This window comes from Microcystis protocystis FBCC-A270 (assembly GCF_050500235.1).
In the GTDB taxonomy this organism is placed as follows: domain Bacteria; phylum Cyanobacteriota; class Cyanobacteriia; order Cyanobacteriales; family Microcystaceae; genus Microcystis; species Microcystis ichthyoblabe_A.
This window is the reverse complement of the sequence record NZ_CP191407.1, coordinates 4,238,163-4,257,030: the sequence shown is the minus strand read 5'-3', so window position 1 is coordinate 4,257,030 and position 18,868 is coordinate 4,238,163. Positions and strand designations below refer to the sequence as shown.

Genomic DNA, 18,868 nt, shown 5'->3' with positions numbered 1-18,868 from the left:
CCGAAAACTATTGACCGAAAATCTCACCAATAGTTAAACGGGAACCATTGACCAAATCCCCACCAGAACGCGGAGGTTTTCCCGATAATTGCACTTCTTTTAATAATAATAAACCCGCTCCCGTCTGCACCACCGGCCCGAAATTTTTCCAGAGAGCCACGATCGATCCCACTTCTCCGCTTAGATGAGAAAGGTCTTTTGTCTGTAATTCTCGAGGCAGTTGCTCCGGATCGTCTAGGGGAATAGTGGCCATCACTTTAAAGGGTTGTCCCCGGAAAGTGGTTAGCGCATGAGGATAAAAACCCCGGACTCGATCGTGAATTGTCCGGCCCGAATCTTGCCAGTGGATTAGATAGTCAGATTTTTGAATTAAAGGGGCATAGGTGGCATCATCGTTATTTTGAGGAATTGGGGTAATTTCTGCTCGATCGAGCTTAGAGAGGGTTTCTAGGAGCAAATCCGCCCCCATTTGGCCTAGGGTTGCTCCCACCTGTTCGGCATTGTCAAAAAGAGCGATCGGGGTGTAGGCTTTCAGTAGCATCGGTCCGGTGTCCATGCCCGCATCCATTAACATGGTGGTAATGCCGGTTTCTTTTTCTCCCCTAGCGATGCACCACTGCACGGGGGCTGCTCCCCGATATTTCGGTAAAATTGAGCCATGAACGTTAATACAGCCTAATCTCGGCATCTCTAGAATTTCTGGGGAGAGGATTTGTCCGTAGGCAACTACTACAAAGGCATCCGCTCGCGATTGTCTGAGAAAATCTAAGGTTTTAGCATTTTTTTTGACACTTTTAGGCTGTAAAACTGGTATTTGCTGTTCTATGGCTATTTGTTTCACCGGTGAGGGGATTAATTGATTACCCCTTCCCCGGCGCTTGTCCGGTTGGGTAACGACGGCAATTATTTCTATATCGGGATTGGCTAATAATTTTTTGAGGGTGGGGACGGCAAAAGTCGGGGTTCCGAAAAAAACAATACGCATGGGAGAGGGGGGATTTTTCAGTTATCAGTGTGCAGTAATCATTAACGACTAACTATGCCAGACCATTGGATTTTTTTGGCTTTTTCCCGACGATAGGAGAAAAAATGCTCCTCTTGTTGATAGGTACAAAAAGGAGCGATCGCAATTTGTTGATCTCTAATTCCTAACTGTTGTAGTTGATGATAAATCACCCTTCGCACGTCCAAGCGAACTTTTCCTTTTTCCTCGTCAGCAAATAAGGGGGAAGGGGAGAGGTTAAATAAATTCGCCAGAATTTGGTCGGGATTGGTTTCTTGAGGAAATAAACTTAAACCCACTTCTACGGCAACTTCTGCCTCTACTTGATACACTTCCCCGGCAATTGCCGGCCCCAGGGCCAACACTAAGTTATCTAAACAACTACCGGAGTTTAATAACTGCTTAACTGCTTTGACAACTATTCCCTTAGCTGTCCCTCTCCATCCAGAATGAATCGCCACCCCAACACCGCTAGAGCGATCGCCTATTAGTACAGGTGTACAATCAGCACTGGCCACCCAAATCCCTTGACCGGAAGCATCGGTAATAATTCCATCCGCTTCGGCTATTTCTGGGTTAGTAATCCCTTGGGGATTTAATAGGCGATCGCCATGTACCTGTTTGACCCGATAAACTGGTACATTTGCCCCTAGAGCAGCCGTAAAAGCTTCCGGGGTTTGGGGGTAATAATGACGGGTAAAAAAGCCGTGGGACCAGTCCTCTAGGAGATTACAGGTAAGATAGGGCAATCCTTGCCATGTTTGCCATTGCCACAGAGAAGTCTCGGTTAATCGGACATCGATCGCTACATTGGTCACAGTCTAAGCCTCTCTGGCTGCAATAATACCTTATTCTTTCCTATCCTAGTTCTGAGCTTGGCAAACGGCAACCGGAAAATTATTACCCAAACCCTTGACAAATGGCGAGACTTGCTTTAGACTTTTTATATAATGGGAATCCGTGCGCCCATATATATAGGGTTTTTGAGGGAAGATAAGAGAGAAAAAAATAGCCTCAAGAATCGGGTTGGGTAGGAAGAGGATAAAGGTATGAAGACGGAAAATTTCTCTCCCCGGCAAGCATTAAACAAAGCATTCCTGAGTAGGGATAATTCATGAATTATCCCTACATAATTATCCCTACAATAGGAATTGTTGTTAGGGTGATTCTTCAACCTCAGTACAATGAGTCTCAATGTATGCTAGGGCTGAATCAATCTGTCTATCATTAAGACCAAGTTTTTCACGAATCAGCTTGGGGGGATACTGAGCCTTTAGGTAATCCATAACATCATAAAGGGTAATTCGCGTACCGGCGATTATCAATCCACGCTCTGTACGAATAATAGCTGATTGCCCGTTGGATACTAGAACCATACTCATAACCTTCTAGAATTTCATTCTATAGCTTATTTTACCGCAAATTCAGTATAGGGTCGAATATGTTCGGGTTTAAAGGCAAGGACAATTTGCTCTTTAGGAATACCGGCGGCTAATAAATCAGTGGCAATACCGTCTTCGGTTCCGTCTCGTTGTATCCAGATTTTACCATTAATAATTTGTAAATGCAGTAAACAGCCATGTACTCTTTCTCGGTTATCCCAACCTTCTAAGAGAATTAGATAGTTATCAGAGTCTTTGTCAATAATGAGGAGGCGGTTTACCTCTCCAGTAGCATAGCGCAAGTTTGCATAATAACGGAGAGATTCAATAATAATTTTTCTCATTTTTTCTAAACTATCCATCTTAAAATAACCTCCTCAATTTCGTCAAAAATTAATAATTTTAATCGTTTATTGTCTAATAAAACTTGACCAATAGGATCTTCAAAAATATCGGCAAAAGCTTGTTGATGAATTGCTAAATATAAAGTTCTTTCAGATTTTAGTTTTGTCAATAAATCATAGTATAAAATATATTGTCCTAATGCTTTTTCTAAGTCGTCGATAGATGATTTGCCAACAAAACTTTTAATTTCAATGGCAATTTTTTGATTGTCTTTTTCGGCGGCAATAATTTTTTCTGCTCCTAAGTCAATATATAAATCTCTTTTTCCCCAGCGAATAATTAGGGGGTCATGGGTAATTGTCCAGCCATCTTTGTCTAAGGCAGTTCTCACGGTATCATGATAAATATCTTTTGCTAGCATTTTTATTATAACTGATGATTATTAGAGATGCATCGATTTTGGTACTGTTGAAGAATCGGTGATTCGTCTTTTTCATCTCGTTCCCAGGTTCTACCTGAAGCATACATTAAGGCAGAGCCTTGGTACAAGCAAGTTAAATTGATTTTATTTATCCATTTTTGCCTTGAGAAATTCTTCTAATTTCTTCATATCTTCTTGACTAGGAGTAAGGGTAAATCTAGTTACACCTGATTCAGTTCGCATTCTATCCATATAAATTCTTAGGGCTTCATCATCTTCTCGATGGGAGAGGACATATTTTCTTAATTCTGGGCGAGACATTTGGTAAAAATCAGGTTGATGATTCATCTTCAAACTCCACATTAGTGAGCAAGATGCTCACATTACTATTTTCATCATACCGAAATAGATGAATATCGGTATAGAAGTTAGACAGGGTTTGACACATTCTAATGCAAGTAAGCATCTGTTCGGGAGTGGGTATCATTATTGATGGCTTTTTCCTCCAATTTACGAGTTTATACCTGTAATAAGTATAGCATACTACTGGATTGAAACAGCTAATTTAGTGCCTTAGATTTAAGGGAATGCGAGCATCCTGCTCGCTAATTATTCAGGTAGTCTGCTGGCTAGATGTTATAGTCATTTCAAATAAGTTTGAGACATAAGCTTTTCATCATTTAAATTGGTATTTGAGGTTGTAGGGGCGAAGCATTCGGATAAGAAATCTACGGTTTCAGCGATAGGTTATTGCCCGAATGCTTCGCCCCTACGGGAGTGCTTACTGACAATAATAGTGAGCTAGGTGAGTCTTATCTCATTCTTATTTGAAACAACTATATATACCAAGCCAGAGCCTTGGCACAAGCAATAACTGTTAACTGTTCACTGAATCACCTTCCTCGACGACGCAACTACCCGAAAACCGTAGGCATCGCTGAGGAAAGCGACGTTGTCGCGAACCGCAGAACGGCAAGCCCAGGGACGGCTGCCCCATGACCCGCCACGTACGACATGATCTCTATTGTCTTGTAACAACACATCAAGATGTTTTGATATATCTTGATACAATTCTTCTTTTCCTTCATCCCATACCCAACCATCATTGGGCGCGTCTTTATAGTTATCATGCCAAGGATCTAGACACCATTCCCAAACGTTCCCGTGCATATCATAAAGTCCAAAGGCATTTACGATTTGAAACCTGCCTACGGTTGTCGTCCTTGCACAAGCGGTTTGTGAATAATTTGCCAAAGCCGGGTCAATTTTCCACCCAAAATGATAGGGCGGATAAATCGGATTTTGGATTAATTCTTCACTGATAACTGACCTACAAGCATATTCCCACTCTGCTTCACTGGGTAAACGGTATTGATAGCCTTTCCCTTTTTTCTGAGACCAGCGCGATAGTCTCTCACAGAATTCCACCGCATCCTGCCAACTAATACGTTCCACTGGTCGGCAGCTATTTCCTTTATAGTGTGAAGGTTCTGGGTTGAGATCCCGTTCAACTTTAGGCAAAGAAGCTACTGCTCGCCACTGCGCCTGCGTTACGAGATATTTGCCCATCAGGAAGGGAGAAATCTTGACCTTATGTGGCTGGCGTTCATTTGGATATGCTCCTTCTTCTCCTTCAGAAGCACCCATCCAAAACTCACCCCCGGGAATTTCCACTATTTCTAGGTTTATTCCGTCTTCTAACTCTTCGATTACTGTGGCTGGTAGATCGTTTTCTGCGATGATTGAGAGGGCAATATTTCCTTGCTTATTAACCTCTGCTGTCCAGATAGGAACCTCCTCTCCCCACTGCTTCAGCAACCAGGAAGCTGACAGCCTTATCTGTGCTTTTTCCTGCTCATCTCTCAGTAATTGCCATAATCTATCTTTCGTGAAGAATGATTTACGGACTGCCTCTTCTTCTAATGTCTCTCGCTCTAAATTATCAATGTCTGGACTGCGGAGATAAGTATATAATTCCTCCTGACTACTAGCTTGGAGAAACTCTTTAGCCAATTTCGTAGTCTCCACCGTGTCTTGATATTCTTGCAGAATTTTCTCTGCATCTGCTAACTTGTCACCCGACCACAAATAATCCTGGGATTTATTATTTTTTTGCCAGTCTTTGGCATCTTTATCCACCTGTTTGGCTAATTCTCTTCCCTGTCGATTTTCGTTTCGCCACTGATTCAGGTTGTCCCACTTTTCAATTAAAGCTTCATGGGCTAAATCTACCCAAGCTTCTTCTTCTCGTTCAGTTTTTCCCGTTACTAAAAGGCGACCTTTTACTAATCCTTGTTTTCCTTCAATTAGTTCTGTTAAAACTTTTTGTCCTTCTTGATTATCTCCAGCTAAAGACAAGATAAAGGCTTTTGATTGACGCAATCTGGTATCTTTTTCCCCATCTCCTATTTGCAGAAGATTCAAGAAAATTCGCTTAATTAAAGCTTTTTCTGCTTCCGTTCGCTCCTGCTGCGGTGAGTCTTTTTCATAATCCTTGTATTGATAGACTTTATCAGCTTGACAATTTAACGCTCCTACTATCCCACCTATCGCCTCATAAGTATCTAAAGTCAGCCGATGGTTTGCTTCATCTCGTTTCTGCCAAAGCTGGGTTAAAGCAAACTCTAATAATGGTAAAAATCCTGGTTCTTGTTTAATATCTTCAAGGATTTTATTGAGTAAATCATTAGTAACTTCATAGCCTTGCAGTTTGGCTGGTTCGGTGATAGCTTCTAGCAAATCTAATCCCCTTAGATCTGGCAGGTATTCGGCGTTATTTTGAATCAGTTGTCGCAAAGAATCGTAACGCAAACAGGGTTCAATGAAATCCGCCCTCATGGTAGCGACAACTGCCAGAGGAGAGTCTGGAATTGTGGCAACTTGAGTAATCAATTCAATAAAGCGATCGCGCTGTTCCGCTAGAGCAAAAGTGAATAATTCCTCAAACTGATCTACCACCAGCAAGAATTTGTGTTCGCGGGGAAAAAGCTCTAATAGCGGTTTTAAGCCTTCGCTGTCTTGATTATTGATACATTGATCCAGCAATTGTTGATCATCTCGAAAATAGGGTAACAGCAAGCTTTCCAACATTGTTAACGGCTTAAATCCAGGCTTGATCGGTTCGAGAATTTGCCATCCTAATTCTTCCAACCAGGGTATCAATCCCGCCAGAACTACCGAAGATTTCCCACTTCCAGAAGCACCAATCAGAGGGACAAAATTTAGCCGATCCAGCTTAGATTTGATGTCGTCCACCACTCGCTTGCGTCCGAAGAAAAATGGGCGTTCCTTCTTAGTAAACGCCAGCAATCCTTGATAGGGACAGCGCAATTCTCCCTTCTCATCTAGTAACGGTTTCACCTCTTTAACTTGAGGTTGCGCCCCATATTTGACCAGAATTAGCGATCGCCCAACTCCCATGCGAATCGGTTCTTGACCCTTCCCGCGCAATTCCCGCGAAACGAAATCAAACAGGCGATCGGCACTAATTTCTCCCGTTTTTGGGTCCGCCTCTTTTTGGGACAATCCTTTCAGTAAGGCGGCGGTGAACAAACTGTATTTCTTATCTTCCCAAGCCACCTGTTCTGACCGACAGGCGGCGATTAGGTAGTAATCTTGCTTCTCCTTAAACGCTGAGAGGCTAGGTTCTAGCAAAGTGCGATTTAATTCCCGATTTTCGGGCAATAACGCCCCCGCATGGCAACAGTCTAGCATTACTACCAGATTACTCAAATTAGAACGCCGTAATAAAGGATTGAGTTCTCGGTCTAAAGAAATGGCATTTTTGCCGTCGGGTTGGCTATCGGAGGTGGCGAGATAGGCTTCCCCGTCACCGATGCGATTGATCAGGCGAAACCCGTGTCCTGAAAAGTAGATCAAGACTTCTTGATTTTTGGTCTGCTCTCCCGATAAGATTTTCTTTAAGGCCTGCAAGACTTCATTCCCCGTTACCTTTCCTGGAACAACTTCGTAGCGTTTTTCTGCGGCAATCCAGCAATTGGGTAGGCGTTCTACATTGGCAAATGTCCCAGTATTCTCCAAGAATTTAGCAACAGCTTCCGCATCTTTGGCGGGTTTACTCAAAGATGGCAGGAAATTGGGGTTATCGTAATGGTTAATGCCGATGACAAGGGCGTAGCGAGCCATAGACAGTCAGCAAGGGATAGAAATGTTTTTTATGTTAGGTTATTTTTTGGTAAACTGCAAGGAAAGCATAGGCCCTCCCTTAGATAATCTTTTCTTATCATCACAAGTACGGGAGAGCCAAGAAATAGTTAAGAAAAAAGTTAATTTTCAATTTTTGCATTATTTATGACTCGACTAACTCCGATCCAAATTGACGAAAACACCCTAATTTATATAGAGTCCACCGATGACCTAGAAATTCCTGCCGAGACTGTAAAAACGGAGGGAAGAGTTGCTAAAGGGGTAATTAATGTACCAGATAAACAGCAAATTTTGCAGAATTTTCAGACAATTGAAGATACAATTCGTACTTACACTACTTACACTTTAAACGCTTTTCGCAATTTAGCCATTGCCAACATTGAGGAAGTCACTTTACAATTTGGTGTGGAAATCGGCGGTGAGGTAGGAATCCCTTATATTACTAAAGGAACCGCTAAAAGTAATTTAAATATTACGGTTAAGTGTACCTTTCCTAAGCCGCCGAACTCGTCTGATTGATGGTTCAATATTTAACGTTTTCTGGTTCTTCCGTATATTCCCAAAATAAGAGAGCCAAATAATCTTGATTAAAGTCTCTGGTCTTGATTTTGGGGATAACTGGGGAATAGATCTCTAGGGAAATCCTCGGCACTTAAACAGGTTTGTAAAGCTTGGGAGGGATTATTTTTGTCCGCACCACGACTGACAGCGATAACGCACTCGGAAAAGCGGCCGGGTAATAAACTTTGACGACAGGAATCTAAAACCTGTTTAGAAATCCCTAATTTATCCGGTTCCTTGGCTGTTTCTGTTTCCGTTTGTTTGAGGGAATTAGCGGCAAACAAGGGGGCAGCGCGATGGATATCGACCACACAATTACCTAGGTCAATAGGACGACGCACTTGAAAACAAGCTTGCAGAGCCAGATTACCATCGATCGGGGTTTTGGATTTAATCATTACCACACAGCGGGATAATTCTTTAGGAATTAATGCTTCTGAACAAGCGGTGGCGGCATCTTGGGGACTGACTCCCGTGCGGACAATCTGACTGATACAGGCACTAAATTGATTATTATTGCCAAATGCGATCGCTGTTCGGTTCATTTCTACTAAGCCAAGGGAAATAGTAGCGATCGCGCTCCAACTAGCAATTTTTTTAATATGGTTTTTCATCGTTTGCTCACACCGAAGATTTTAAGGCTAACTCGCCTTGATTTTAACAGATTCACGGGCAATAATGGGGGGAGGAAATTATGAATTATGAAGTGGGGAGATGGGGGAATGGGGTAGGGTTGATTCATGAATCAACCCTACCTTGAATCAACCCTAGGGAGATGGGGGAATGGGGAGATGGGGGAATTTGACTAATACCCCAAAACCCTAACACCCCAAAACCCAGGGACCAAAATTAGTATTCTGGTACAGTGGAATCGACTTCACGACTCCAGGCGCTGATACCACCTTTGACGTTAATTCCTTCGATACCTGCGTCTTTGAGGATAGCGAGGGCTTTAGCGGAACGTCCCCCCATCTTACAATGGGCGATAAGACGATAACCGTTGACTAATTCCTTAATTTTGGGAATTGCCGAACCATTTTCGATATCGGGTAGGGGAATTAATACCGAGTTGGGAATCTTAGCGATTTGGTACTCGTTGGGATTACGCACATCGATGAGAATGTAATCATTGGCATTGCTGTCAATTAGTGCTTTTAACTCTACTACGGTCATTTCTGTCATTTTTTGCTGTTCTGCTGCTTCTTGTGCCTTCGCTTGCGGAATACCGCAGAATTGTTCGTAATCAATTAGTTTTTCAATGACGGGACGGATGGGATTCGGACGCAATTTTAACTCGCGGAATTTCATTTCCCAAGCATTGTAAAGCAGTAAACGACCACTGAGGGTATCCGGAGCGCCGAGGATGATTTTAATGGCTTCTGTGGCTTGAATTGTGCCGATTACTCCGGGTAAAACCCCTAAAACGCCGCCTTCGGCACAGGAGGGAACCATCCCCGGTGGTGGCGGTTCGGGATAGAGATCGCGGTAGTTGGGACCGCCTTGGTAGTTAAAAACGGTTGCTTGTCCTTCAAAGCGGAAAATTGAGCCATAGACGTTGGGTTTGTCGAGAAGAACACAAGCATCATTAGTCAGATAACGGGTGGGGAAATTATCGGTCCCGTCGATAACTACATCATAGGGGGCTAAAATGTCAAGGGCATTTTCGGAACTTATGCGGGTTTCGTACAAATCCACCTGACAATAGGGGTTAATTTCTAGAATTCTGTCCTTAGCGGAAACAATTTTCGGTTTGCCTACCCAAGAAGTGCCGTGAATAATTTGACGTTGCAGATTGGAACTATCGACGATATCGAAGTCAACAATACCGATTCTACCGATGCCAGCCGCCGCTAGATAGAGTAAAAGCGGGGAACCGAGTCCCCCGGTGCCGATGCAGAGAACACTGGCGGCTTTTAGTTTTTTTTGACCTTCTAAGCCCACTTCGGGCAGAATAATGTGTCGAGAGTAGCGTTGAACCTCCTCTTTGGAAAGTTCGATCGCCGCGAGATTAGGATTTAGCATAGATTGGGTAAATAGTGAAACCTGACTCGATTCGGGCAAGAATTTCGTCTCAGCACGATTTAGAGACAAAAATCAGGAAGACTCGATCGCTTCCTGTTTTTTCAATTCTTTCTATGATTATGATAGTGTGAGGGTCTGGCTCCCTGTTGTTAATATTAGTTAACTTTCCCCTGCTACTTGGGCGCGGTATTCACTAGCGGAGAGGGTATCAGCCAAGGCAGTATCGGGATTTTCTACCCGCACTTTTAATAACCAACCCTCCCCGTGGGGATCATCGGCAATTAATTCGGGGGAGTCAATCATCGCTTGATTGCGATCGACTACGGTCCCCGAGACGGGAGGATAAAGATCTTCTACCGCTTTTACCGATTCGATCGTGCCGAAACTACTACCTACTTCCAGCGCCTCTCCCAATTCGGGCAATTCTAGAAACACGATATCACCCAATTGATCGACGGCAAAAGCACTAATTCCCAAGGTAGCGATTTCACCTTCGAGTCTGACGTATTCGTGGGTTTCTAGGTATCTCAAATCCTCGGGATATTCCAGTTCCATCGTCTGTCTCTAAATATTTACAGCATCAGTTAGTTTACTAGATCTCTTGGGGAAAATGTTCATCGGCTAGGGCTGTTTTATTGCCGATCGCTACCTAGACAAAATTAATTACACCGATCGAACCCTGATTAAACAGCTAGAATTGGTCTAGGTTGATCGGGGAACGCCACAGAACACTGGAAAAGTAAGGGTTAGCCGCTTTTTTAGCTCACTTAACAATACCCAGTTTAAATGCCTCCTAGCTTACTTATGTTAAATCCCATCTTAGAGCCTCGTGGTGGCGAACATCAAACCATAAGAGCCTTTTTTGAGCCAAAAAACATCGCTGTGGTGGGATTTAATCGCCAAAATCCCCAACTTGATCGCACTCTTTTAAATAATCTCCATCATAATCCCGGTCAGCACCACCTTTATCTAGTTAATCCTCACCCCGAAAACTGGCTCGATCTTCCCACCTATAGCAGTTTAGAGGATATCCAGGCGGCGATCGATCTGGTAATTATCACCGCCCCTGCTCCCGAAATTCCCGCTATTATCGCCCAATCTGTCGAAAAACAGGTTAAATGCGCCCTGATTCTCTCCACGGGTTTTCGGGAAACCGGCCAGATGGGGGAAAATTTACTCAGGGAAATTAAAGCGATCGCTGGTCAAAAATTACGCATCATCGGTCCCCATAGCTCAGGAATCTGCAATATAAGCCAAAATCTTAACGCCACCTTTTCCCCCATCCTGCCGAAAACCGGTTCAATTGCCCTGATTAGTCAAAGTGGCGCGATCGCTGCTTCCGTGCTTGATTGGAGTTTAAGCGAAAATGTCGGTTTTAGTCACTTTATCTCCCTCGGAGTCCTTTTAGATGTGGATTGGGGCGAATTACTCTATTATTTAGGAGACGATCCCCAAACCAAAAGCATCGTTATCTACTTGGAATCCCTGAATAATGCCCGCTCTTTTCTGTCCTCAGCCCGAGAAGTTGCCCTAAATAAACCAATTATCGCCATTAGTCGCCACAGTACCGACTTTGACCCCACTTCTCTTTCCCATGCTGGCAAATTAACCAGCGATCAGCTAACTCTCTCCGCTGCCTTTGCTCGTTGTGGCATCGTGGAAGTACAAAGACTGGCCGATCTCTTGAATATCACGCAAGTTTTAGCGAAAATTCCCCGATTTCCCCGGGGAAAACGCTTGACAATCATCAGCAATGGTGTTGCTCCCGCTCTTTTAGCGGCCTCGGCTTTACTGGCGGAAGATGGACAACTGGCAACCCTTACCCCCGCAACGATCGGAAAACTAGCGCCTCTTGTTCCCGCGGATATCGTCCCCCAAAATCCCATCGATCTGCGTCGCAGCAGCGATCCCGATAGCTACGCTCGCGCCCTAGAGATCGCTTTAGCGGATGCACATACCGACGCGGTGTTGATGATTCTCTCGCCTCGCTTTAACACTGATCTGCGAGAAATTGCCCTTAGAATTGCTTCAATTGCTCAAAATAGCAAAAAACCCATTTTAGCAAGTTTGATGGGGGGAGAGGGCATTGCAGAGGGGGTAGCGTTATTAAATCAGCAGGGTATCCCCACCTATCGCTATCCCGATTCGGCGGCCCGGGTGTTTAATTTGCTCTGGAAATATGAAGAGAATCTGCGCGGTCTTTATCAAACGCCAATTTTAACCAATTCTCAGGAAAATAGCTCCGATCTAGTTTTAGTGAGCGAGATTATCGAGCAAGCAGGGGATAGAACAATTCTCAGTGAGCCAGAGTCTTTAGAGCTACTGAAAGCTTATGGAATCCCTGTTATTGTCACTAAAATTGCCGAAAGTGCCGCAGAAGCAGTTAATCTCGCTGAATCTCTCGGTTATCCCGTGGTGATGAAACTGTATTCGAGGACGATTATCCATAAAAGTGCGGTGGGTGGGGTACAATTGCCGCTTTTTTCATCTATGGCAGTGGTGCAAGCATATCAGGCGATCGAAGCTAATGTTAGCGCACAAGTGGGTGGGGAGCATTTTCTCGGGGTGAGTATTCAACCGATGTTAGAAATCGATCGAGGATATGAGTTAATTATCGGCTCTAATTACGATGATCAGTGCGGACCGGTGATAATTTTCGGTACTGGTGGCCGTTTAGTCGATATTTTTCAAGATTACGCCACCGCTCTACCTCCTTTAAATACTAATCTCGCTCGCCGACTTTTAGAAAAAACCAAGATTTATCGGGCTTTTCAGGGGACAAATGGGCTTAAATCGCTTAATTTGGCGAATTTAGAGCAAATAATCGTTAGATTTAGTAACCTGGTTAGTGAACAACCTCGCATTAAAACTATCGATATTAATCCCTTTTTTGCCGATTCAGAGCAATTGATCGCTCTTTCCGCTTCTATCCTTCTTCATCCTCCAACTACTCCCCCAGAAAAGTTATCTCATCCGGCGATTCGTCCCTATCCCGAACATTATATAGGGCCTTGGACGACGAAAAGAGGCTTAAAGGTGCTAATTCGTCCGATTCGGGCAGCGGATGAGCCTTTAGTGCGACAATTTCACCATTATCTCTCGGAAGAAAGCATTTATTATCGTTATTTTCATCTTGTCAATCTCGATCGCCAAACCGCTTATGATCGTCTTACGCGCATTTGTTTTATCGACTACGATCGAGTAATGAGCTTAGTGGTAGAGATTAATAACGATCAGACGGAAGAACCAGAAATTATCGCTATAGGACGCTTAAATAAACTGCACGGCGTTAATGTGGCAGAATTTGACCTATTAGTTAGGGATGACTATCAAGGTCAAGGAGTTGGTACAGAATTACTACAGCGTTTAGTCACTATTGGCAAAAAGGAAGGATTAGAGGGAATTGAAGGGGAAATTTTAAGGGATAACCGCGCTATGCAGATGATAGCTGCTAAAGTGGGGTTTTCTCTCTATAAAACTGCCGATTTTGTCAAAGCGGAACTTGAATTATGAAGCCTTTTTTGATCAGCTGATCACTAATTTTCTGGCTGAATTGTTTGGGCTAATCCTTGCTCTAAAGTAAAGGGAGGTTGCCAATCTAGGTTTTTTTGAATATAGCTAGAGTCAACGGCAAGAGAACCAAGCAAGCGATCGATACTATAGGTGTTAAAAGGGAGGTTTTTCCCTGTTATGGATTCTATGGTATCACCCAGATAACCTAAGAATCTAAGTAGGGTAGTGGGGACGGGCAGCAATTGACAGGGTTGTTGAATTTGTTGAGCAATGAGTCGAATTAATTGGGGAGTAGAAACAGCTTGGTTATCGCTAATTAAAAAGATTTGATTAGCGGCATTAGGATGATCTAAACAGGTAATAATGGCAGCAACTAAGTTACCCACAAAGACAAAACTGCGGCGATTTTTTATTGCACCAAAAGGTAAAGGTAATCCCCGTTTAATTAGTTTCATCAAGCGCTCCATATTACCTGGATTACCAGGACCGTAAACTAGAGTAGGACGAATAATTGTCCAAGTCATGTTACTATCTTTGGCAAGGTTAATTAAAGCTTGTTCCGCTTGTAGTTTACTACGACCATAGGGACTATCGGGATGACAGGGAGAGTTTTCTGTGAGTATCCTATCGCTTTGAGTTGTCATCGCACCGATAGAACTAATAAAAATAAAGTGTTTAACTCCTGCTTGAATTGACTGTTGAATCAAGTTAGCTGTACCTTGAGTATTAACCTTAATAAATTCAGCTTCTGGATTGGGAATAGTTTCGTTGATAATATGAGCGCGGGCTGCTAGATGAATAACTATATCAATTCCCTCAAGTGCCTCTTGCCAATTAGTTTTTTCATCGATATTGCCAACTTTAACTATTCTTATTGGCCTGGATAAGGACTGAGATAAATTCTTTCGTACTGCCGCAGTAATCTGGAATTTCTGCTGAGATAAAATTGGCAAAAGATAGCTGCCGATAAAACCTGTTGCACCCGTGACTAAAATGTTTTTCATAAAATTATTTTATAATTATGTTGTTAACCTAATTTACCAAAATTTCCAGCCATACTTACTAAAATAATAAAATGCTGATTGAATAGTCACCCAAGTCAATTTAAGAGATTTTTGCGAACCTCTAGCCCAGTAGTGATAAATATAGGTATTGGGATAAAATACAGACCTATATTTTTCTGCCATTCTCAAGGTTATATCCGCATCTTCTAGATACATAAAAATGTTTTCATCAAAGTATCCAATTTCTTCTAAATATTGACGACGAAACAGCATAAAACACCCAGACAAATAGGAAACGTCCATAATTTTATCATAACCAGTTTCCCTCATTTCATACCAGTCCATATATTTTTTAAACATACTCTGACTAGCTAATTGTTTCGGTATAAATCTTCTCATAAACAGTGCTAAAAAAGTTGGGTTCTGTTTACACAGATATTGTATTTCACCGTGGGGATAAAGTATTTTAGGCTGAATTAATCCAATATCTAAATTATGTTCTAAGTAATCTATTAGTTCTAAAATCGTTTTGCTATCAAAGTATATATCGGGATTCATTACTAGATGATAATCATACTTTTTAGTCCTAGTAATAGCTAGGTTTTGAGACTTGCTAAAACCAACGTTATTACCATCATTAAAATAATAATCGATGTCGTATTCCTGAAAATTATCAAAGATTTTTTTGAGTTCATCGGTGGGAGAGTTATCTACTACTGATAAATTAATTTCCATGGGTGTGCTAAACAGAGACTTAATTGCTTGAATAACTATCTCTGGGTCATTTTTGTAAAGGACAAGGGAGGCGCTAAGTTGCATAAGTATCTAAAGCTATTTTTTACTAAAAAGAGTATCCAAACAATTCTATATCTTCCTTGAGATGTTCACTAATAATATTTTTAGTTTCTTCGTTATAATAACTCCTATAGTCTCGCTGACGTTGATGATTTTGATTGACGCTTGCTAGTTTTACTTCTGGTAACTTAAGCAATTCTAGTATTTTCTCATAGTCTTTTTGTAAAGTCTCAAATCTACCGATGAAATCCAGGATAATCTCGCCATTTTTATCAGCTAAAAACCTTTTTTGCAGGCCCATCCCTTTTTGAGCTTTCCAGTATATATATTCCTCAAAACTCATCGCTCTAACCACATGATGTAAAGGATGCAGCTTTCTCCAACAGAGATATTTATACATTGATACCTCTAAATCCCAAGGGTTTCTGACAAAGGCAAATTTGAAAAGTTCATTATATTTATCTTGACCAATTAGGTTTTTAACCTCTAGGGCTGAAGGGTGAGGATTCAAATAGCCTTGAGGAAATTTAAAAGAATCATAAACCCAACCCATAGGGTCAGAATAAAGGTAATTGCGAAGATTAACTTTATTTCCCAAACGAAAATTAATTCTCCCTAATACCCAATCAATTTTATAGTTAAAATATTCCCAGTCATTTAAGATGATTTTTCTCATAGATTTCTCCAAAGACGACCCCGCTACTTTGGGATTATGGATAAAAAGAAAGTTGTATTTGTAGGAAATTAACATTTTATTCTTGCCTCCAGTTGATTTTTTAGGGCTGATTCAAGTCTGAATTGCATCACTATCTGATCTACTTTTATAGAATACCTCATTGGGGGTCTGATAGTCAAGACATTTTCGAGGACGATTGTTAATTAAGTTTACGGCTCTTTCCACCTCCTCTGGCTTAACGATTTTAAAATTCGTTCCCTTGGGGAAAAATTGTCTTAACAGTCCATTGGTATGCTCGTTTAATCCCCTCTCCCACGAATGATAAGGAGTAGCAAAATAAAAATCTGCTCCTAGTTTCTGACTCAACTCTTGATGTCCACAAAATTCTTTAACCTTGTCACAAGTAAAGGTTTTTCTTTTGTCAGGGTGAATCTCTTGAAAAAGTTTTTCTGTGACTCTATTGATTTCCGATGCGGTTTTGTTTTTGGCTAATCCTGCTACTAAAAATTTCGAGGCTTTATCTACATGAGTAACGAGAACTCCTAGATGATTGCCTCCAATCATTGTGTCACTTTCCCAATGACCGATTTCAGTTTTCTGGTCAGCAATTACTGGTCGCTCGCTGATATCTACACGCCCTGGAATCCCTCCACGCTTACTTTTTGCTCCGCCTCGACTCTTTCTTTGACAAAGCCCCAGGCGTAAATATTTCTGGTACTCTCCACATCCGTGATAGTTCTGATAGATCATTTGATAGATGGTTTCATGACTGAGCGATTCTTGACCAGCTTTTTTCAGACGACCTGCTATTTGTTCGGGACTATGATAATCTTTCAATCCTTCTTTGACCAACTCTAAGGCTGACTCGCTGACATTTTTAAAGGGTTGTTTGGCATTTTTTCGCCTTGTCTCGCTTTGAGCTTGTGCTGTGTCAGGTAGATAGCAGCCAAGGGAACTTTGATTCCTTTTTAATTCCCGTGATATTGTGCTTTGATGACATCCGAGCCAGACGGCCATTTGCCGTTGAGATAAATTTCCCTCCTGACTAAGTTGGTAGAGCAAGTTTCTTTGTTCTATGTTAAGATGTTGGTGGCTCATTTTGGGTCTGATTTGTTTTTGTTAATGATCAGACAGTACCTGATGAGCCTTTCTTTGACAACTCTTGAGGTTGATGCATTTCATTTTTGAATTGGCGTAGTGACAGTCATAGAACTACATTTTTTTTGCTATGATAACCTTCTGATCTTCAATTACATTGCGCGTCGAGTTTACTAGACGTATTTCAGCGTGAAAACCACAACTTTCTAAGCGTTCAGTTATATCCAATCCGTAATTTCTGAAGGCAAGAACTCTTCCCTGTCCACGGATCTGATCGCCATGATACTCAGGTTCAAGTTTATGTATGATAGTCCCATCAGGCTGCAAGAAACATCTTTCAACTGTCTTCGGGTTATCCGATAAAGGCACGGTAAAGATAAAGTATCCATCTTTTTTTAAGACTCTGTAAATTTCAGAAAAACCCTTGTTATCATCAGGAACATGCTCGAAAACTTCGGTGGAAGTCACTAAATCAAAAGATTCGTCGTTGAGAAGAAGATTTTGAACGTCTTGACAGACAACAGAGTTCTTCATCAACCCTAGAGGTACATCATCAAAGTATTCAGAAAAGTATAAATTCTTAAATTTACCTTTTAAGAATTTATAGAAAGCTCCGCGAGAAGACAACTCATAAACAGAGGTAATGGTTGAAAAATTTAGAGATTCAATTGTCAAACCAACTGCTCTATGAATTTTAGTAGATCTACAGTTTAAACAACGAGTACCAAAATATCCTGGATGTATCCGAACCACCACAGAACCGCACAAATTACAAATCCCAATAGTCATAGATGTTTTCCTCGTCATTCAGTAGTAGAGAGTATAACGTTTTCGATAGATTTAGCTATATTATTCCAGTCGAGACTTGTATGTTTCCTTTTGAGATTTAAGGAAATAGACTCATAAAGCTCTTTATTATCAATTAGATCCAAAATACCCTCTTTAATCGATTCAGAATCGGAATTTACGAAAATTGCTTCAGCATCTGGAACTAGCTGATCTTTAAGTCCACCCACTTTTGTACAAACCATGGGAATACAGGCAGAAACACCTATAGAGACTACCCCTGACTGGGTTGCAATAGTATAGGGAAGAACTAAAATATCAGCTTCATTGAAAAACTTAGAGATTTCATTTTCTGGTACATAATTATCTATAAAAACAATTTTACTACTAGAGTAAATATTTCTATCAATACCGAGGGGATAGAAATGCTTTCCAACTATAACTAATTTATTATATTTTTCTGTTGCCATCTTCAAACAGGCGTGGATTAAATTCTCAACTCCTTTGGAACGGATTACCTGACCAAAAAAGAGAATGTTAGGCAATGGATTATGATTCCTGGATACTTGCCTTAGACCTTCTGGTATTATTAAGCCGAGAGGAATAACATGACAATCATCTTTTCTCCCATATCTTTTTTGAAATTCGTTTTTTACATATTCCGACAAAAAAATTAATTCATCCGAAGAGTAAATAGATTTCTCTTTAAGATAATCTACAATTTTGCCTTTGAAATTGTTCTGATTTTTATCCCCTATACATCCGTCATGTATGGTAGTTATTACCTTTTTATTAAACAGCTTAAAAATGAATACAAAAAAAATATTCCAGTAATGAAAATAAGGAAGATAAATAGAACTATATTTGTTAACTGTCAAATCACAGAACAAGCTGATCATATATAGAGGTAATAAAGTAAAAGAATAGATAAAGAACTCATATACATTTCTATGAGCAATCCATTTATAATTGTGGCGTGGAGTTTTTACCAAAGAGCCAAAAGGGACGATAACGGTTTTTTCAATCGAAAGACGATCAATAACTTCTTGTGCATATATTACCGTACCACCTCGGACTCCAAGAGACAATAGACCT

Annotated in this window: 18 protein-coding genes and 1 pseudogene; 2 read left to right on the top strand and 17 right to left on the bottom strand. The window is 41.3% G+C overall.

Going from position 1 to position 18,868, the window contains the following annotated elements:
- Nucleotides 1–7: 7 nt before the first annotated feature.
- From fmt to ACQY1X_RS20760, 8 genes and pseudogenes are all read right to left on the bottom strand, one after another.
- On the bottom strand, nt 8–985 hold the full coding sequence (fmt, locus tag ACQY1X_RS20795; protein WP_069475440.1) for a methionyl-tRNA formyltransferase: 978 nt from the start codon (nt 983–985) through the stop codon (nt 8–10).
- Between the two features lie 41 nt (nt 986–1,026).
- Nucleotides 1,027–1,821 carry a peptidoglycan editing factor PgeF gene (pgeF, locus tag ACQY1X_RS20790; protein ID WP_430013477.1) on the bottom strand — a complete coding sequence of 265 codons (795 nt, stop codon included), beginning with the start codon at nt 1,819–1,821 and terminating at the stop codon, nt 1,027–1,029.
- A gap of 196 nt (nt 1,822–2,017) precedes the next feature.
- Nucleotides 2,018–2,379, bottom strand: a pseudogene (locus tag ACQY1X_RS20785) (DUF433 domain-containing protein).
- A gap of 32 nt (nt 2,380–2,411) precedes the next feature.
- Nucleotides 2,412–2,747 carry a XisI protein gene (locus ACQY1X_RS20780; protein WP_002736025.1) on the bottom strand — a complete coding sequence of 112 codons (336 nt, stop codon included), beginning with the start codon at nt 2,745–2,747 and terminating at the stop codon, nt 2,412–2,414.
- Nucleotides 2,735–3,151, bottom strand: coding sequence for an element excision factor XisH family protein (locus ACQY1X_RS20775; protein WP_287232285.1), 417 nt, complete (start codon nt 3,149–3,151; stop codon nt 2,735–2,737). The genes ACQY1X_RS20780 and ACQY1X_RS20775 overlap by 13 nt, the downstream gene beginning before the upstream one ends.
- Nucleotides 3,152–3,295: 144 nt before the next feature.
- Nucleotides 3,296–3,499, bottom strand: coding sequence for a DUF6887 family protein (locus ACQY1X_RS20770; RefSeq protein ID WP_002758886.1), 204 nt, complete (start codon nt 3,497–3,499; stop codon nt 3,296–3,298).
- Nucleotides 3,483–3,638: a DUF6888 family protein gene (locus ACQY1X_RS20765; RefSeq protein WP_002737946.1), complete on the bottom strand. Its 156-nt coding sequence runs from the start codon at nt 3,636–3,638 to the stop codon at nt 3,483–3,485. The genes ACQY1X_RS20770 and ACQY1X_RS20765 overlap by 17 nt, the downstream gene beginning before the upstream one ends.
- Nucleotides 3,639–4,036: 398 nt before the next feature.
- Entirely contained in the window at nt 4,037–7,297 is a 3,261-nt protein-coding gene (locus ACQY1X_RS20760; protein WP_430015092.1) for an SUMF1/EgtB/PvdO family nonheme iron enzyme, read from the bottom strand.
- A 165-nt stretch (nt 7,298–7,462) separates the two neighbouring features.
- Between ACQY1X_RS20760 and ACQY1X_RS20755 the strand changes: the two genes are divergently transcribed.
- Complete coding sequence (locus ACQY1X_RS20755; protein WP_104396437.1) at nt 7,463–7,837, top strand: CU044_2847 family protein; 375 nt, start codon at nt 7,463–7,465, stop codon at nt 7,835–7,837.
- A gap of 68 nt (nt 7,838–7,905) precedes the next feature.
- On the opposite strand, the gene ACQY1X_RS20750 is transcribed toward ACQY1X_RS20755, so the two are convergent.
- The 3 genes from ACQY1X_RS20750 to gcvH all read right to left on the bottom strand — a co-directional run bounded on the left by ACQY1X_RS20750 (nt 7,906) and on the right by gcvH (nt 10,456).
- Nucleotides 7,906–8,493: a hypothetical protein gene (locus ACQY1X_RS20750; protein WP_430015091.1), complete on the bottom strand. Its 588-nt coding sequence runs from the start codon at nt 8,491–8,493 to the stop codon at nt 7,906–7,908.
- A 235-nt stretch (nt 8,494–8,728) separates the two neighbouring features.
- On the bottom strand, nt 8,729–9,901 hold the full coding sequence (gene moeB, locus ACQY1X_RS20745; RefSeq protein ID WP_430015090.1) for a molybdopterin-synthase adenylyltransferase MoeB: 1,173 nt from the start codon (nt 9,899–9,901) through the stop codon (nt 8,729–8,731).
- A 159-nt stretch (nt 9,902–10,060) separates the two neighbouring features.
- Nucleotides 10,061–10,456: a glycine cleavage system protein GcvH gene (gcvH, locus tag ACQY1X_RS20740; RefSeq protein WP_002737085.1), complete on the bottom strand. Its 396-nt coding sequence runs from the start codon at nt 10,454–10,456 to the stop codon at nt 10,061–10,063.
- Between the two features lie 249 nt (nt 10,457–10,705).
- Here gcvH and ACQY1X_RS20735 point away from each other — a divergent pair, with 249 nt between their 5' ends.
- Nucleotides 10,706–13,414, top strand: coding sequence for a GNAT family N-acetyltransferase (locus ACQY1X_RS20735; protein ID WP_430015089.1), 2,709 nt, complete (start codon nt 10,706–10,708; stop codon nt 13,412–13,414).
- Between the two features lie 23 nt (nt 13,415–13,437).
- Here the strand turns inward: ACQY1X_RS20735 and ACQY1X_RS20730 are convergent, their stop codons facing one another.
- The 6 genes from ACQY1X_RS20730 to ACQY1X_RS20705 form a co-directional block, all read right to left on the bottom strand.
- The gene (locus ACQY1X_RS20730; protein WP_430013472.1) at nt 13,438–14,418 is read right to left on the bottom strand and encodes an NAD-dependent epimerase/dehydratase family protein; all 981 of its coding nucleotides are present in this window, start codon (nt 14,416–14,418) and stop codon (nt 13,438–13,440) included.
- A 33-nt stretch (nt 14,419–14,451) separates the two neighbouring features.
- Nucleotides 14,452–15,237 carry a glycosyltransferase gene (locus ACQY1X_RS20725; RefSeq protein WP_430013471.1) on the bottom strand — a complete coding sequence of 262 codons (786 nt, stop codon included), beginning with the start codon at nt 15,235–15,237 and terminating at the stop codon, nt 14,452–14,454.
- Nucleotides 15,238–15,259: 22 nt separating this feature from the next.
- Nucleotides 15,260–15,964 (bottom strand): sulfotransferase family 2 domain-containing protein, encoded by a 705-nt coding sequence (locus tag ACQY1X_RS20720; RefSeq protein ID WP_430013470.1) that lies wholly within the window; start codon nt 15,962–15,964, stop codon nt 15,260–15,262.
- A gap of 36 nt (nt 15,965–16,000) precedes the next feature.
- On the bottom strand, nt 16,001–16,987 hold the full coding sequence (locus ACQY1X_RS20715) for an IS30 family transposase (RefSeq protein ID WP_430013469.1): 987 nt from the start codon (nt 16,985–16,987) through the stop codon (nt 16,001–16,003).
- Between the two features lie 114 nt (nt 16,988–17,101).
- The gene (locus ACQY1X_RS20710; RefSeq protein ID WP_430015088.1) at nt 17,102–17,776 is read right to left on the bottom strand and encodes a class I SAM-dependent methyltransferase; all 675 of its coding nucleotides are present in this window, start codon (nt 17,774–17,776) and stop codon (nt 17,102–17,104) included.
- Nucleotides 17,777–17,790: 14 nt separating this feature from the next.
- A complete protein-coding gene (locus tag ACQY1X_RS20705; RefSeq protein WP_430015087.1) occupies nt 17,791–18,861 on the bottom strand; it encodes a glycosyltransferase family 4 protein in 1,071 nt (356 codons plus the stop codon).
- Nucleotides 18,862–18,868 lie beyond the last annotated feature (7 nt).

Coding starts and splice junctions, on each gene's coding strand:
- fmt (WP_069475440.1), bottom strand. CDS start 985: ATGCGTATTGTTTTTTTCGGAACCCCGACTTTTGCCGTCCCCACCCTC.
- ACQY1X_RS20780 (WP_002736025.1), bottom strand. CDS start 2,747: ATGGATAGTTTAGAAAAAATGAGAAAAATTATTATTGAATCTCTCCGT.
- ACQY1X_RS20775 (WP_287232285.1), bottom strand. CDS start 3,151: ATGCTAGCAAAAGATATTTATCATGATACCGTGAGAACTGCCTTAGAC.
- ACQY1X_RS20770 (WP_002758886.1), bottom strand. CDS start 3,499: ATGAATCATCAACCTGATTTTTACCAAATGTCTCGCCCAGAATTAAGA.
- ACQY1X_RS20765 (WP_002737946.1), bottom strand. CDS start 3,638: ATGATACCCACTCCCGAACAGATGCTTACTTGCATTAGAATGTGTCAA.
- ACQY1X_RS20760 (WP_430015092.1), bottom strand. CDS start 7,297: ATGGCTCGCTACGCCCTTGTCATCGGCATTAACCATTACGATAACCCC.
- ACQY1X_RS20755 (WP_104396437.1), top strand. CDS start 7,463: ATGACTCGACTAACTCCGATCCAAATTGACGAAAACACCCTAATTTAT.
- ACQY1X_RS20750 (WP_430015091.1), bottom strand. CDS start 8,493: ATGAAAAACCATATTAAAAAAATTGCTAGTTGGAGCGCGATCGCTACT.
- moeB (WP_430015090.1), bottom strand. CDS start 9,901: ATGCTAAATCCTAATCTCGCGGCGATCGAACTTTCCAAAGAGGAGGTT.
- gcvH (WP_002737085.1), bottom strand. CDS start 10,456: ATGGAACTGGAATATCCCGAGGATTTGAGATACCTAGAAACCCACGAA.
- ACQY1X_RS20735 (WP_430015089.1), top strand. CDS start 10,706: ATGTTAAATCCCATCTTAGAGCCTCGTGGTGGCGAACATCAAACCATA.
- ACQY1X_RS20730 (WP_430013472.1), bottom strand. CDS start 14,418: ATGAAAAACATTTTAGTCACGGGTGCAACAGGTTTTATCGGCAGCTAT.
- ACQY1X_RS20725 (WP_430013471.1), bottom strand. CDS start 15,237: ATGCAACTTAGCGCCTCCCTTGTCCTTTACAAAAATGACCCAGAGATA.
- ACQY1X_RS20720 (WP_430013470.1), bottom strand. CDS start 15,964: ATGTTAATTTCCTACAAATACAACTTTCTTTTTATCCATAATCCCAAA.
- ACQY1X_RS20715 (WP_430013469.1), bottom strand. CDS start 16,987: ATGAGCCACCAACATCTTAACATAGAACAAAGAAACTTGCTCTACCAA.
- ACQY1X_RS20710 (WP_430015088.1), bottom strand. CDS start 17,776: ATGACTATTGGGATTTGTAATTTGTGCGGTTCTGTGGTGGTTCGGATA.